Consider the following 16,015-nt stretch of genomic DNA (forward strand, 5'->3'; position numbering starts at 1 on the left):
GGGTGACAACAGGGTGTCAGCGGCAGATTCGGATGTCCCGGGGCTGGACAACTGCGAGCTGCGATCGGTACACTTGGCTTAGAGCGGCTATGCCGGAACCAGATTCGATAGAGCAGGGAGACCGTATCCAATGAGATTTTCGATACAATACCTGTCCTTCTTCGTTATTCAGTCGGAGAGCGACAAGGAGACGGACACGAACAAGCGATACAAGCATTATCAAACGCTGGATCACTACGACTACGAGGACAGCGAGGTCAAGTCGTTTCTCGACGAAGAGTTCGCGCGGATCGCGAAGCGCAAGGCCGACATCAACCCGGATACCGCCGCGGCGCCGACCAAAATCGGCCGCTTCATTATGGAACCGGGGCAGGAGCCCGAGAGCAACCCGAACTATAATCTGTTCCAGCGGCTGCGCGTGGCCACGACCAAGGAGCAGTTCCACTATGCGTGCGACGACGTGCTCCGGAGCTACATGGACACGAGCGCGGTGCGCGGAGGCGCGTTTATCGTGGCGGCGGCCAAGGTGAACGAGCTGTTCGACGAGCCGTTCGTATTCGTGCTGAAGTGCGACTTCGAGTCCAAGATCGCCCGCATCTCCGACGAGCGCAGCTTGATCTCCAAGGTCGACATGGCCATCAGCGCGCGCAACATCAAGTCCATTCAGTATCCCCACATGCCGGAGGAAGGGATGCTCGAGCCTTACGAGGTGAAGATTCATCAGGCGTCGCATGCGCGTTACTTCGAGGACTTCCTGAAATACGTTTCGTACGAAAAGTCGAAGCCGGAGATCGTGAACGATCAGGTCCTGGGCCTTGTGCAAGAATATATGGAGCGCAAATGGTCGGGAGACGGCACGGAGAGCGAGACGGGCTATGCGGCGGACGGCGGAGCGGGAGCGATGGGCGGCCCGGGCGCCTTGCAGGACGGCGGCATGGCCGGCGACTACGGGACCGGCGGCGACGCTGCCGGCGGCTACGGCGAGTACGAGGCGATCCGGCAGCGCGATCCTTCGGCGGATACGGGCTATGGCGAGCCGGGCTACGGGGCGGCGGGTTACGACGAAGCCGGCTCGGGCGGCGGCGCATACGGCGGTCAGGGCGGAGGCGGCTATGGCGGAGGCGGCTATGGCGGAGGCGGCGGAGGCATATCGCGGGCTGCGCGCGGCAGCGGCAGCTGGGCGCAGGAGGCGCGCGAATTCGAGATGTGGGCGGCCGGCGACAAGCGGCAGCTGCAGGAGAAGTGGACGCATGAAGACGTCATGGGCGCGACCGCCCATATCGTCGAGTATCAGCCGGACCTGGAGCTGAAGTTCAAGGCCGACGACATTTCCGTCCGGGCCAAGATGACCGATTACGGCGATTCCATCCATATCGCCCGCATGAACGGCAAGTACGTGCTGCTGATCGAAGCCGATGGCCTGCACTTTGACAAGGGCATGTCCCCGATCGAGCTGCTGCACCCCGAGGACATCGAGCAAGTGCTGGCCCGCATGCGCGGCCGTCCGCGCCCGGGACACTAAGGCGTTAACTTTCGGCAATGGTTTAAGCGTGCTGCCGGGCTTACGATATACGGTGAGGAAACGAGGGTGGCGCTAAATCGGGCCTCTCTCGAGGCGGCAGTAGCAAGGGCGGCTGAGATGGTTACTCGGGCATGCGGGAGCGCGGGAACGAGGTAGATAGCGGCAAATTTTGCCGTTATGGTTTCGCGCGAGCGCAGGAACGAGGTAGATAGCGGCAGTTTTTTGCCGCTATGGGTACGCGTGAGCCTGGGTGCGAGGTAGATAGACGACATGAAGTTACTTTACTGCTAAGTCGAGGTATGTTTGTGGATATAGCGGATATCGCGCTGTTTAAAGGGCTGTCCAATGTGGACCTGGCCAAGGTGCTTGGGCGACTGGAGCGGCGCACGTTGCGGGCGGACGAGACGTTGTTTCGCGCAGGCGACCCGGGGGATGGCATGTACGTCGTGTTGCGCGGTCAGATCGCGCTATACGTGGAGACGGAGGAAGGCGCGCGGCGGGCGCTGACCGTATTGCACGAGGGAGATATGCTCGGCGAGATGGCGCTTCTGACCGGAGAGCCGCGCAGCGCGACGGCCGTCGCCGCAGCCGAGACGGAGCTTTTCGAGATCGGCGAAGAAACATTTCGGCAGCTGATCGAGGAGCACGCCGTGCTCTCTGCCTATTTTATCCGTTTGCTGTCCGGCAGGCTGACGCAGACGAACGCGCGGCTGACGGAGACGCGCGAAGCGGAGACTGCACGGGTCCGTCAGCAGGCGTCCCAGTGGCCGGCTGAGATTGCGGACGCAATGTTTGCGGCGGCGGCGCTGCCGTTTGCGGACAAGCCTCTGCTGGAGCGACTGTCCGGACTAGGCTCCTTCGACGCTGCGCTGGCAGCGGATGCTGACCTTCGCGCGATGCTCCGTCAGGATCCGGATCGCGCCGCACGCATCGCCGTTATGCCGGCCGTGCGAGCCGTATTGAAGGAGCTGTACGTCGAGCGGCACGGGCACGGCGCCCGAGCGCAATTGACGCATGACGCCGCGCAATATTATGCGGCTACAGGAGATCCGGCGGCTGCGGCCGCTGTGCTGGCAGACGGCGGAGCTTGGGAGGCGCTGCTCGTGCTGCTGGACACCGCATCCGCCTTACGCGCAGCCGATGCTTCGCCAAGCGCCACCGGGGCGGCAGCGCCGTCTCGCGGCCAGGTCGCCGCAGCGCTGGAAGCCGCGACCCAGCAGCCGCTGAGCCGCGGCGCGGCCGGCGCAATCGCGCAGCGGCCTTCCGCGTCGGACCCGACGTCTCAGCAGGACTTGCCGCTCGCGGACCTGTTGGCACGCTGCCCCGACGAGCTGTTGTTCGACCGACCAGGCTTGTTTGCCGCCTATCTGGACGATTGCCTCGCACGCGGCCGCGAAGAGGGATACGTCCGGTTCGAGACGGCGCTCGAGACGGCGTCCGGACGCTTTGAGCCCGCGCAGACCGCGGCCCTGTACGCATGGGGAGCCGAATGGTGCAGGCAGGCGGGCCGTCCGCACAAAGCGTTGGAGTACATGCGGCTTGCCGAATCGCTCCCCGGCACCGAGCCGGAGAGCGCGGAGCAGGGTTTGCGCCTGGCCAGAGAGAAGCTGCGGGACGAGCGGAACAAGCGGCTCGTCGAGCAGGCGGGCGCGCTCCTGGGCGGAGGACGCCTCCCGTGGCTCGCCGGCATCGTGCTGGCGCTGTCCGGTTTGCTTTATTTCCACTTCGCCGATCCGTTCGCCGGGCTAACCCGGCAAGGGATGGACTTTATCGGCATCGGCATCGCCGCTGTCGTTATGTGGATCGTGCGCGTCGTGCCGGACTACCTCGTGGCGCTGTTCATGGCGATGCTGTGGGTGGCGGGCGGCGTTGTCGAGCCGTCGGTTGCACTGTCCGGCTTTGCCTCGCCAAGCTGGCTCTACATGCTGTTCATTTTGGCCCTGGGCGCGGCGATTACGAAGTCCGGTTTGCTGTATCGCTTTTCCCTGCTCGCGTTGAAGCTGTTTCCCGCCAGCTACCGCGGGCAGTTCTGGGGGATTATCGCGAGCGGTGCGCTGCTGAATCCGCTGATTCCCTCTTCTTCGGCGAAGGTCGGACTCGGCGTGCCGATTGCCCGCACGCTGTCCGAAGCGATGGGCTTCGCCGACCGCTCGCGCGGCATGGCGGGTCTGTCGCTCACCGCGATGGTATTTTACGGCTTCACGGCGCCGTTCGTGTTGACGGGCTCTTACACCAACGTTATGGCGCTGGGCATGGCCGGCGGGACAAATGGCGTAAGCTGGTTCCAATGGCTGATCTACGCATTGCCGGCCTTCCTCGTCTTCGGCGGTGCGATGGCGGGCTACATGGCCTGGACTTTTCGCAGGCGAGAGCCCGGACGCCCGATCCGGCGGGAGGTGCTCGACGATCAACTGAAGCTGATCGGACGGTGGACCCGGAGCGAGCGCGTGACGGCCGCGGCTGCGCTCGGGTCGATCGCGCTGCTGATTCTGCAGCCGCTGCACGGACTGGACTATGCTTGGGTCATGCTGCTCGGCTTCGCGGCGCTGGTCGTGTTCGGCGTGCTGGACGGACAGGCGATGAAAACGGGCATCGATTGGCCGTTTCTGCTGTTCATCGGCGTCGCCTTCAGCTTTGCCGAGGTTGCCGAGCATGTTGGGGTCGTGGATGCGATGTCGGACGTGCTCGGCGCGCGGATGGCTTCCTTTTCAGGCTCGCCTACGCTGTTTCTCGTCTCGGTCGTGCTACTGTCGTTTCTCGTGACGCTGGTCGTCCGTGACGATGCGGCCGTCATTTTGCTTGTCGTATCGACCGCGGGCCTGGCGGCGCAGGCAGGCATTCACCCGTGGGTGCTCGTTTTCGTCATCTTGCTGTCGACCGATCCGTTCTTTTTTGCCTATCAGTCCCCGACCTATCTGACCGGCTACTATAGCGCGGAAGGCCGATCGTTCACGCATCGCCAGGGCCAATTGACAGCGCTCGGCTACGGCCTCGCCGTGCTGCTGCTGACCGTCGCCTGCGTGCCCTATTGGAAATGGCTTGGGCTGATCGGCCATGCGGGATAACGGCTTGCGCGGCGTCGATCGTTTTTCCGGCACCGTTCCTGAACTTGGACATAGGACGGCGCCACCTGTCGGCGTTATAATAGATTCAAAGGAAATGGGATGGACGATAAAAGGGGCTGACGGGCATGGGCGACAGAGAGGCCGGTATAGCGCCGGCGCGCCGCGCCTACAGCTTGCAGCCGGGCGAAGGACGTCTGGGACGCGCTTTCGCCGGGGATCAAGGGCCTTGGCGTGGCGCAATTGCGGGGCTTTGGATCGCGGGGAGCGCCGCAGCGGGCACGGGCATACTAGGATCGCCGACGGGCTTCGGAACGCCGATCGATCTTATATCGGCTATATCCGCGCATACGGGAGCCTTCGCTTTATTCTCGCTGCTCGTCGCATGGGTATTGACGTTCGTACCGCGGCTGTCCGGTCCGTTCGCGACCGCAGGCGGCCTGCTGTACACGGGCGCGCTTGCCTTTTTTTTGCTGTTTTTTAGCGATATGGGCGTCATCCTGTCGCTTCTATTGGCATGCGCCTATACGCTCGCCGCCGCCGGGACGGGCTGGCTGCTTGGCGCAGCGATCGCACGGGAGACCGGCAAGCGCGGGCGGATGGCTTCTATTCTTGCGCTGGCGATGTTAGGCGGAGCGGTTGCCTGGGCATCAGATCCTTCCCTTCTGAGGCCGGATTGGCCGGGTCGCTTTTCGATGGACGATGCCGATTCCGCGGCCGACGCGGGCGAAGGGAGCGCAGGGGACGCCGATGGCGCCGAGAGCGCCATTCTTCCGCTGACGACGGGCGATCCGTCGCTGCCGGGCAGCTACGCTTACGATGTCTTCACCTACGGGAGCGGCACCGATCGTCGCCCCGAGTTCGGCAAGAACGCGCAGTTGGTCTCGAAGCCGGCGGATGCGTCCGTCTATTTGAAGGACTGGCCGCTTCTCCGCAAGTGGTACTGGGGGTTCGGTCCGAAGACGCTTCCGTTAAACGGGCGCGTGTGGATGCCCAGCGGCGAAGGCGTTTTTCCGCTGGTGCTCATCGTACATGGCAATCACGCGATGGAGGATTACTCGGACGAAGGCTACGCCTATCTGGGCGAGCAGCTCGCCAGCCGAGGCTACATCGCTGTCTCGATCGACGAGAACTTCCTGAACTATTCCGTCTGGTCGGGCATTCCCGATCAGGATATGAAGCTGAGGGCCTGGATGCTGCTTCGGCATATCGGCCAGCTGCGGGACTTTAACGAAGATGCGGCCTCTCCGCTCTACGGCAAGATGAATTTGCAAAAAATATCCCTTGTCGGCCACTCGAGAGGCGGGCAAGCGGTCGCGATGGCGGCGGACCGGGACGAATGGTTCGAGGGCGATGCGTCCCTGCCCCCGGCGGCGGACTATCGGATCGTATCCGTGGCCGCGATCGCGCCGACCGACACTGTCGTGGACGGCAAGCAAGCGCGGCTTCGCGGCATCTCTTACTTGACCCTGCAAGGTGCATCCGATGCCGACATCAACGATTTTTTCGGCGACCGGCAGTATTCGCGCACGACGTTTCCGGCGGGCGGGGCCGGGCTAGCCGGTTCGGCGTTCAAAGCGTCCCTCTACATAGAGGGCGCCAACCACGGGCAATTTAACGAGAGCTGGGGCCAGCGCGACAGCTCGTTGCCGGCGGGACTTTTCCTCCGCAAACCGGCGCTCCCGGGAGAGGAACAGCGGCTGGTCGCCCAAGTCTACCTGACCGCCTTCATGGAGGCGACGCTAGGCGGAGATGCCGCGTACATGCCGCTGTTCGTAGACTATCGCTCGGCGCGCGCCTATCTTCCGGCTACGCGGTACGTCAGTCGTTACGAGATCGACGCCTTCATCGCGTTGGCCAGGTTCGACGATCAGGATGCCGTCCCGGCGATTCCCGGCGCAGGCATATCCGGGACGTCGGCGGGCGTGGCGGCAGAAGTCGCCGAGGCGCTGGACAGGCAGCGGCACGGCAAGGGGACGCAGGGGCTCGCGTTGCAGTGGGCAACCGACGGCAAATACACGATGACGTGGGAAAAAGCCTTTGCGACCGGCGCCTACACAAACGGCAAAGCTGCGCTCACCTTTGCGATGGCCGATCTGTCCCGCGACCTGCAGGGTCAGAGCGGGACGTTTAACGCAGCGGCGATCCGGGTCGGCCTTACGGATGCGAATGGAACCTATGTCGAGCTGCCGCTCTCGGATTTCGGATCGCCGCAGCCGCTATTCCGCGCCTCGATTACCCGTCTGGGCCCGCTGGAGTCTCTTGTTGACGACGGTAAATACCGGGAGCCGTTCGAGCCGGTTTTCCAAACCTATCGCTTGCAGCTTAGCGCCTGGACGGAGGCGAATCCGTCCTTCGAGCCGGGTACCATCAGCGGGATCTCATTCGTGCTGAGCGGCGGTCCGGTGAAAGTCATGCTGGATGATATCGGAATCAGCCCCTTGTGACCCCGATGCGAACTGTAATTCGCATGTTGACAGTTGGCGGGGGCGGCCGTATACTGTGTTTGAAAGAGCACAGTTGAACGCTGTCCCGATACCGGTTAAGCCGGCTCGCGACGTTAACTGTGATCAACTCACACACACATAGATCATTAAGTGGAGGGAATATTTATGAGCGAAACTATCGCAAGCGCAACCGACTATGTCAACGTCGTCCGCGATCGCCATTCCGTACGTCAGTACGATCCGAACTGGACGATCTCCGAGTCCGAGCTGAAGGAAATTCTGGCAGAAGCCTCGCTGGCGCCTTCGAGCAGCAATACGCAATCCTGGCGCTTCCTTGTTTTCCACGACAAGGAGCTGCAAAAAAAGCTGCTTCCGATCGCGTTTAACCAGCAGCAAATTGTCGATTCGTCGGCGGTCATCGCGGTGCTCGCGGACCGCGAAGGCTTCAAGCGTCTCGGACAAATCAACGATATCGCGGTGGAGAAGGGAATTATGCCCCGCGAATTCGCCGACCAGTATACGGAGCGCAGTCTCGCGATGTACGGCAACCTGAGCGCGGATAAGCAAACGCATATCGCGCTCGTCGACGGCGGGCTCGTCAGCATGCAAATTATGCTGTCGGCCAAAGCGCGCGGCTACGACACCGTGCCGATGGGCGGCTACGATGCCGCGAAGCTCGCAGAAGAATTCGGCATCCCTGAGACGCTCGTGCCGGTCATGCTCATCGCGGTGGGCAAAGCGGCGGCTCCGGGCAGAGCGACGGCGCGTCTGCCGCTCGAGGAGATCACGTTCTGGAACGGCCAGGGCCTGAAGTAAGAGTTAGATTGACCTCAAAAGACGAAGCAGCTCGCATGCTGCTTCGTCTTTTTTGATAAGATCAGAAAGAATAAACTGGTCGGCCATTCGCGGACAATGAAGCGCGCTTATCCTCGTACCGGCGTTTTCGAAAGTTTGGCGGTAAAAAACCTGCGTTTGTACATGTATTTTTTATCGGCTCGCGCCACTTGATGAAATACCTGCAAATGTGTCAAATGTGCAGGTAAATGCAAAGCAAAAATCGAAAATCGGACTGACGGAGGAAAATAACTGCGTTTTTGCATCTGTTTTGTACAAAAAGGTCGAAATCGGCCCAAAGAGATGTATATTTGCAGGCATTGCGGCGACAGAACAATGTGGGCAAGCGATCGGCCCGGCAAATCCGGTTTTCGGATATCCGCCAAACCCAATAGGACCGTCAGGACGATCTGCGATCACTTCCCTGACGGTCTTTTGGCATGCGAAAATAACGGTTAAGCGGCTGTTAAGAGCTATGATGCAAAATAGAGAGGAAGACAGCGTTGTCCGGGCGGGTAGCCGACGCGCGGGTAAGTACCGATAAAAGGCTACCTATAACGGACGATCGGATTTACAATGGGAGTATAAAACGACAAAGTTGTAAAACAACGGATCAAATTCGACGGCGGGCGCGGTGAAGAACTTGGGATTGCGAGGCATCAAGAACATAGCGGGCAGACTTGACCGGTTCCTCATCGGCCTTGCGATCGCCGTCATTCTCCTGGGCGCTGCGATGCTCTGGATGAATCAGTCCGAACATGGAGGTCCGCAGGCGAAGCAGGGCACGCTCGACCTGTCCGGTTGGGACTTTCGGTCCGACGGGACGGTCCGGCTGGACGGAGAGTGGGCGTTCTACCCCGATCAGCTGCTGACGCCCGCCGACTTCGCGAACGGCAGGCAGCCTGCGGGCAAGCGTTATATTCAAGTGCCCGGCGTATGGAACGGGAAGGACATGAAAGGCTACGGCTATGCGACCTATCGCTTGTCGATTCGCATTCAGCCGACCGATCTGACGCTGGCCATTCACAAGCAAGTCATCCGGTTTGCCGACAGGTTGTTTCTGGACGGCAAGGAGCTGACATCCTCCGGCTCGCCGGGCGTGTCCCGCGGGAGCTACGAACCGGGCAACTTTCCTTATACCGTCTCGTTCATGGAGGAAGGCGACACGATCGATCTGCTGATCCAGGTCGCGAACTTCGATTATCCGACCGGCGGCATCGCGCTGCCCCTGCGTCTCGGGCTGTCCGACGACGTCCAGCTGGCCCGGGCGGCGCAGACGATTTTCGAATGGTCGGGTGCGATCATCCTGCTCTTGTTCGGCTTCTTCTCGCTTTCGCTGTTTTTCTTTTTTCAACGGCACCTTCCTTTCCTGTCGTTCGGCTTGTTCTTCCTGTGCTTCGCCCTTCTGATCGTGATGAACGGGCAGCGCATGCTGTTCCAGCTGATGTCCGGCATGCCGTTTGAAGTCATGTGGAAAATCAAAGATTTGTCCATTTTGCTCGTCATTCCGTTTCTGAATGTGTATACGGCGTATGCATACGCTTCCGGCCTGGCTCGACGTTTGATGTTCTACTCCGCCGGTGCGATCGGACTGTTTTGCTTCGTCGTCGTCTGGGTGCCGTACCGCGTGTACGCGCCCACGTTTGAGCCCGTCGTACTGATTTTCATGCTGCTGTTGGCGGTCCTGGTTCTTTACGTGATCGGGCTCTACCGCAGGCCGGCTGTGTCCAACTATTCGAAGCGCGAAATCAAGATGTATCTGCTGGCGCTGGTATCGCTGCTGATGATGCTCACCAGCTCCGCCTTTTTGAACCAAGGCGACGGCACGTTCCTGCCGTCCATCCTGTCCGACGTGCTGGGACTATCGTTTGTCATCTTTATCGTGACGATGCTGGCGCAAAACTATTTTGCGACATACCAGTCGATGGTCAAGCTCACGGCCGAGCTTCAGGCGGCCACCCAGATTAAAGACGAGTTTCTGCTGCGTACGTCTTACGAGCTGAACACGCCGCTGCAAGGCATTATGAATTTGTCCCAGTCGCTCCTCGACAGCTCTGCGCATCTGCCCAAGGACAGGCGCGTCGGCAGCCGGGACAAGCTCCAGATCATTCGCAACACCGCATACCGGATGTCCAATCTGGTCAACGACATCATCGATCTCACCCGGATCAAGGACGGTCACCTGGAGGTGTCGCTCAAGTCGGTGGATCTGGTCGCCTGCGTTGCGATCGCCTTCGAGGTGAACGGATTTCTCGCGCGGGAGAAGTCCGTGCGGCTCGAGCATCGCCTGAATCCCGAGAGCCGCTATGCGACGGCGGACGAGAACCGGCTCATGCAGGTGCTGTCCAATCTGATCGACTACAGCATGAAGTTCGACGATCTGACGGCGATCCTGGTGAGCGGCCACAGGCGGGACGAAATGTCCGTGCTCCAGATCGAAGCGATCGTCTGGGGAGCCGGGATCACGGCGGACTCGAAGTCTCGTCAACCAGGCTTCTACGGCGCCAATCTGGCCGCGGCGATCGAGCTCACGAGATTAATGGGGGGCGAGATGCGCATCATGCCGGGCGAGCAGGAGCGCGGCAGCGTCGTCTTCGAGCTCGTCCTGCCGATGGCCAAGGCCCCCAACACTGACCGCGACAACATTATTTTGCGTGAAATTGGGGAGCGGACGCAGTCCGGGCCGACTTCGCAGGGGCCGGCCGGCGGCGTATTCACGGTGCTCGTCGTCGAGGAGGAGCCGCTTCACCTGGAGCTGATGGTCAATCTGCTGATCAGCGAGGGCTACCGCGTGCTGACGGCCCGCTCGGGCGAAGAAGCGTTGGAGCGGCTCGAAGGCGGCACGCGGCCGGACATCATCCTGCTCGACGTGCTGCTGCACGGGGGCGGCAGCTATGAGATCAGCCGCAAGATCCGACGGCAGTACACGCCGATCGAGCTCCCGCTGCTGTTCGTAGCGGCGCGGACGACGCCGGCGGACGTAGAAGCCGGACTGGCCGCGGGCGGCAACGACTTCATATCCAAGCCGCTCGACGCCTCGGAGGTCCGGGTACGCATCCGCACGCAGTTGGCGATGAAGCGGCTCGCGAAGGAAGCGACCGCGAGCGAGATGGCGTTTCTCCAGTCGCAGATCAAGCCCCACTTCCTGTACAACGCGCTCGGCACGATTATGTCGCTTTGCTACACGGACGGCCCGCGCGCGGGAGAACTGCTGGCAGTGCTCAGCAAATATTTGCGGATTATTTTCCATGAGGACCACAAAGAAGAGAGCGTTCTGCTATATAAGGAAATCGAGTTGGTTCGCGCTTATGTGGACATCGAGAGGGAGCGGTTCGGCAACCGCCTTGCCGTCGAGATCGACGTGGACGAGCGTCTGATGTCGTTCAAGGTCATGCCGCTGACGATCCAGCCGCTCGTCGAAAACGCGATCCGCCACGGTGTCGCCAAGAAGCTGAATGGCGGACGGGTGCTGCTGTCGGTGCAGCGGCGCGGCTCCGAGGTGGAGATCGTCGTCGAGGACAACGGTGTCGGCATGGCCGAGCGCCAGGTGCGCGACCTGATGGACACCGTTCACGACGCTTCGGACGGCGTAGGTTTTGCCAACATCGCCAAGCGACTCAGCCATCTCAACGGCAGCCGGCCGCACATCGAGAGCACGCCGGGTGTCGGCACGCGAATTACAATAAGACTGCCGATCAAGGACGACAGCGAGAGGAGGGAATAATCCATGATCACTGCATTGTTGGCGGACGACGAAGAGCATGCGCTCAGCCTGCTGGAGCTGCTGCTCCATCAGACGGGCGAAGTAAAGGTCATCGGGCGCTGCGGCAACGGCATCGACGCGATCGCGCAGATCGCGCATCTGAAGCCCGACGTCGCGTTCCTGGATATCGAAATGCCCGGAATGAACGGATTGGAGGTAGCGGAGCGGCTTGGCTCCACAGCGTTGGATACGCAGGTCGTATTCGTTACCGCCTATGACCGGTATGCCGTGTCCGCCTTCGAAAACGACGCGCTCGATTATCTGCTTAAGCCGCTTGAGGTGGATCGCCTGAACCGGACCGTGGGCCGCGTGAAGCGCGCGGTCTCGCGCCGCAAGTCTGAAGGACCGGAGCAGCAAGCGGAACCAGTGACGGCTGCGGAGGACAAGCCGCCTTGCGAGCTGCAGGTGCAGATGCTCGGAGAGATTCAAGTGTCCGTAAAAGGCAGGGGCAGGCTCAAATGGCGGACCTCCAAGGAAAAGGAGCTGTTCGCCTATCTCGCCGTTCACTACGGCAGCCGGATCCATCGCGATGTACTGCTTGACGAGCTGTGGCCGGACGAGCACTACCAGAAGGCCAAAGTGTACTTGCATACGTGCGTGAGCTATTTGCGCCGCGATTTCCGACAACTGGGCGTGGAGGACGCCGTCATTTACGAGGACGAAAAGTACTCGTTGGCTCCGCAGCTCGAGTGCTCGGATTACCGGGAATTCGTAGACGCCGCGGCAAGTCTCCTGCAGCCGGGAGGCGGGAACGCGGAGCAGCTCGAGCGCACGGTAAGCTTGTACAGCGGACGGTTGTTCCGCAGCGAGGATTACCAATGGGCCGACGACGAGATCCGGCACACCGAAGCGGCCATCGAGGCGCAGTTGCTCAGGCTGACTCAGATTTACGAGACTCAACGCGATTACGGGCGAATGATCGCCGCGGGGCGCAGACTGCTGCAGCATTCCCCATACAATGAGGAAGCCTATCGCATCCTGATGAAAGCCTACGCGGGCAGCGGCAAGCACGACGAAGTGTACCGCGTATACGAGGAAATGGGGCGCCGGCTCGACGAGCTTCAGATCCAGGCGTCGGACATGACCTTAAGCCTGTACGAGGGATTAAGAGTGCGCAAACGGGGCTAAAGCGAGCGGCTGCCGAATCGTGCGCCTCGCTCGTCACCGTCTGCGTGGCATACGTGATGGCAGCGTATTTTAAGCAGAACTTCAGCTTACGCTCATACGCATTTAAGCAGACGGGGATAATATAGTACTCAACCCCCCCTTTGATATAGCAAGAACTCTCCGGCCCGCGGTGACGCGGGTCACTTTTTTTGCCGATGACGTGTAAAAATTGTCGCAGCGGTCGCTATCCGGCTAGGGCGGCACGGCATTAAGCCAAGCTTCAGCTAGCGCTCATACGCATTTAAGCAGAGGGAGATAATATGTACTCAACCCCCTTTGATATAGCAAGAACTCTCTGGCCCGCGGCGACGCGGGTCACTTTTTTTGCCGCAACGTTTGCGGGTGGAGGATGGGGTTGGAATCGGGATCGGAGCTGCGGTTATTCTGCCGTATGCATGCGAGTTCGGCACATTAACGATATCCTTAACGATCTGCCACATCCTTATTCTGTCGCGAGCGCGCCAATTCGGCTCCTTAGCGATGTGCCACATCCTTATTCTGCCGCGAGCGCCTCAATTCGGCTCCTTAGCGATGTGCCACATCCTTATTCTGCCGCGAGCGCCTCAATTCGGCTCCTTAGCGATGTGCCACATCCTTATTCTGCCGCGAGCGCCTCAATTCGGCTCCTTAGCGATGTGCCACATCCTTATTCTGCCGCGAGCGCCTCAATTCGGCCCCTTAGCGATGTGCCACATCCTTATTCTGCCGCGAGCGCCTCAATTCGGCTCCTTAGCGATGTGCCACATCCTTATTCTGCCGCGAGCGCGTCAATTCGGCTCCTTAGCGATGTGCCACATCCTTATTCTGCCGCGAGCGCCTCAATTCGGCTCCTTAGCGATGTGCCACATCCTTATTCTGCCGCGAGCGCGCCAATTCGGCTCCTTAACAATGCGCAGCGCGATTCGGACGTGAAGGCTAATCCAGGCTGCCGACTTCTCGTTCGTACAGACTTGCACTCCAGCCCTGACCGTCGAATCTGCCGCAATATTGCAGTCCAAGGCGCGTATAGTACGCATTCAGCGAAGGATTTTCGGCCATGCAGTCGAGCCGCAGCCAGGACCGGCCCTTCTGCGAGATGATGCGCTCGGCGTGCTGCAGCAGAAGCCGGCCGATCCCGAGCCCTTTGCAGTCCCGGGCCACGGCCAGACGGTGCACATGACCCGCGTCCGCATGGAACAGCGCGCCCCAGATCCCTTCTTCCTTCTCCCAGTTGATCGAAAAGGCGCCGGCAAGTCTCCCGTGCAGATAGGCGGCGTAGACGTCCTGCTCGCGAAACAGCTTTGCCATATGCGCAGGAGAGAACATATCCGCGTTCCATTGCCGGATCCCTTTCTCGCCCCGGATCCACTCGACGGCTCCGAGATACAGTGTGCGCAGCGCTTCGACGTCTTCCTGCGTCGCCGGGCGGATGTCCAGCTCGGCTGGGAGCAAGCTCCGGATGTCCGTATCGGAATCCACGCGCCGAAGCGGCTCGGACAACTGCGGCCGCCAGGCGTATTCCAGCATTGAAGCCGACGCCAGCGCCCGCTCCGTTCCGAATAGCCGCGAGATGATGTGCAGCGCCGCATCCATTCCCGTTGTGACGCCGCCGGACATGACAAGCCGGCCGTTGTCGACATAGCGGACATCCCGTACGATCGTCGCGCTTGCCGGTGCTGCCTCCTGCAACAAATCGAACGCTCTGCGGTTCGTGGTGATGCGCATGCCCTCCAGCAGGCCGGCCTTTGCGAGCAGCAGTGCGCCGGTGCATACCGAGAGGACGATCTCGGCCGCTTGCGCCGCCTCCCCGATCCATCGCGAGAGCCGCTCGTTGAGCATCTCCTTCCGGGAGCCCAATCCGCCCGGAATGACCAGGATGTCCGGGGCCGGGCAATCGGCCAGGCTATACCGCGGCTCGATGACCACGCCGCTTACAGTCTTCACGGCGGCGGCATGCTCTCCGACCGTATAGACATGCAGATCCTTTCCCCAATCGCTGGAAACTGCGAACACATCAAGCGGACCCGCCACATCCAGCGTATCGACGCCCTCGTAGATCAATACCGCTACGTTCCTCGGATGCTCCATTCACCGCCGCTCCCTTTTCCCAAAAATAAAACCGCCGCGTCCTTCGATCAAGCTATTCTTCGTGAATGATCTCGCCTGTGCGAGACAGATCGTAGCCTGGGATCGCGGCCAGCTCCCGCCTGAACAAGTCGGAGCGCAGCTCGGCGAGCAGCCCCTCGATCCAGGGAAGGTTGGACGGCGTCTTCAGCACGACCAGATCGTAGCTCTCCTGAATAAGAGGGATAAAGTCGATCCGTCCGACGATCGCCGCCGCCTTTTCGATGCCGACGCCGAAGTCGGCTTCCCCGGACGCGACCTTCGCGGCTACGGCCATGTGGCTTGTCTGTTCTTCGGCATATCCGGCAATGCCGCTCGCTCGAATGCCGCGTATGCGAAGCTGCTCCTCGAGCAGCACCCGTGCGCCCGCTCCCCGCTCACGGTTGGCCAGCCGCAGCCCGGGCCGCGCGAGATCCGGCCAGTCGGCCAGTCCGAGCGGATTGCCCCGCTGAACGTACAAGCCGGCCGTGCGGCCGAGCAGGCGAACGACCATATACGGCGCGCCGATCAGAATGCGGCGGATGTAAGGCAGATTGTACTCGCCCGTGTCGCCGTCGTACAGATGGGTGCTGACGATGTCCGCCTCGCCGCGATACATCGCGATCAGGCTGTCGAGGCTGCCCGCGTAGGCGCGCAGCGGACGCACGCCGCCGGCGAGCGGATTGCGCTCGAGATGCTTGGCGAGCAGGTCGAGACTCATATCCTGGCCCGTAATGACCAGCGGGCGAAGGGATGAAGCCGGCTGCGGCTGCGGAACAACCGCGCCGCGTGCCGTCTCCGCTTCCGCCGCCGCTCTCCCTGCAGACGGGCGAGAATGCCCCTGTGAAGCCGGCGAGCGCATGCGCAGCTTGTAGGCTTCCAGGTCGGCGGCGTCCACGCGCATCTGCTTGCCTACACGATAGGAGGGCAGCTCGCCTTTCTTGATCAGATCGTAGACGGTCAGCTTCGATATTTTGAGCATCCGGGCGATTTCTTCGGTCGTATAGGAGATACTGGCGGTCATATCGGGCAAGCTCCTTATGTGCGAAAATCCAATATTTATCTATTGTAGCACAACGTTTGAATGGATCGTTGCTTGGTCCGTTTACAGTTGATATTCAGTTATATATAATGATTT

Annotated in this window: 8 protein-coding genes and 1 pseudogene; 7 read left to right on the forward strand and 2 right to left on the reverse strand. The window is 61.0% G+C overall.

What is annotated here, in order from left to right:
• Positions 1-130: 130 nt before the first annotated feature.
• From ACFSR7_RS18580 to ACFSR7_RS18610, 7 genes and pseudogenes are all read left to right on the forward strand, one after another.
• Positions 131-862 (forward strand): annotated as a pseudogene (locus ACFSR7_RS18580) (DUF3900 domain-containing protein); the annotation flags it as partial.
• Between the two features lie 342 nt (positions 863-1,204).
• Positions 1,205-1,522 carry a DUF3898 domain-containing protein gene (locus tag ACFSR7_RS18585; RefSeq protein ID WP_378164637.1) on the forward strand — a complete coding sequence of 106 codons (318 nt, stop codon included), beginning with the start codon at positions 1,205-1,207 and terminating at the stop codon, positions 1,520-1,522.
• Positions 1,523-1,827: 305 nt separating this feature from the next.
• A complete protein-coding gene (locus ACFSR7_RS18590) occupies positions 1,828-4,587 on the forward strand; it encodes an SLC13 family permease (RefSeq protein ID WP_378164103.1) in 2,760 nt (919 codons plus the stop codon).
• Positions 4,588-4,712: 125 nt separating this feature from the next.
• On the forward strand, positions 4,713-7,031 hold the full coding sequence (locus tag ACFSR7_RS18595) for an alpha/beta hydrolase family protein (RefSeq protein ID WP_378164105.1): 2,319 nt from the start codon (positions 4,713-4,715) through the stop codon (positions 7,029-7,031).
• Positions 7,032-7,196: 165 nt separating this feature from the next.
• Positions 7,197-7,847 (forward strand): nitroreductase family protein, encoded by a 651-nt coding sequence (locus ACFSR7_RS18600; protein ID WP_378164107.1) that lies wholly within the window; start codon positions 7,197-7,199, stop codon positions 7,845-7,847.
• 652 nt (positions 7,848-8,499) lie between these two features.
• Positions 8,500-11,589 carry a histidine kinase gene (locus ACFSR7_RS18605; RefSeq protein ID WP_378164109.1) on the forward strand — a complete coding sequence of 1,030 codons (3,090 nt, stop codon included), beginning with the start codon at positions 8,500-8,502 and terminating at the stop codon, positions 11,587-11,589.
• Positions 11,590-11,592: 3 nt separating this feature from the next.
• Positions 11,593-12,756, forward strand: a complete 1,164-nt coding sequence (locus ACFSR7_RS18610; protein ID WP_378164111.1) for a response regulator — start codon at positions 11,593-11,595, stop codon at positions 12,754-12,756.
• A gap of 954 nt (positions 12,757-13,710) precedes the next feature.
• Here ACFSR7_RS18610 and ACFSR7_RS18615 read toward each other — a convergent pair.
• Complete coding sequence (locus ACFSR7_RS18615; RefSeq protein WP_378164113.1) at positions 13,711-14,862, reverse strand: GNAT family N-acetyltransferase; 1,152 nt, start codon at positions 14,860-14,862, stop codon at positions 13,711-13,713.
• A 52-nt stretch (positions 14,863-14,914) separates the two neighbouring features.
• Positions 14,915-15,901: a substrate-binding domain-containing protein gene (locus ACFSR7_RS18620; RefSeq protein ID WP_378164114.1), complete on the reverse strand. Its 987-nt coding sequence runs from the start codon at positions 15,899-15,901 to the stop codon at positions 14,915-14,917.
• Positions 15,902-16,015: the final 114 nt, after the last annotated feature.

Origin of the sequence: Cohnella sp. GCM10020058 (assembly GCF_042683485.1) — a bacterium.
GTDB lineage: Bacteria > Bacillota > Bacilli > Paenibacillales > Paenibacillaceae > Cohnella.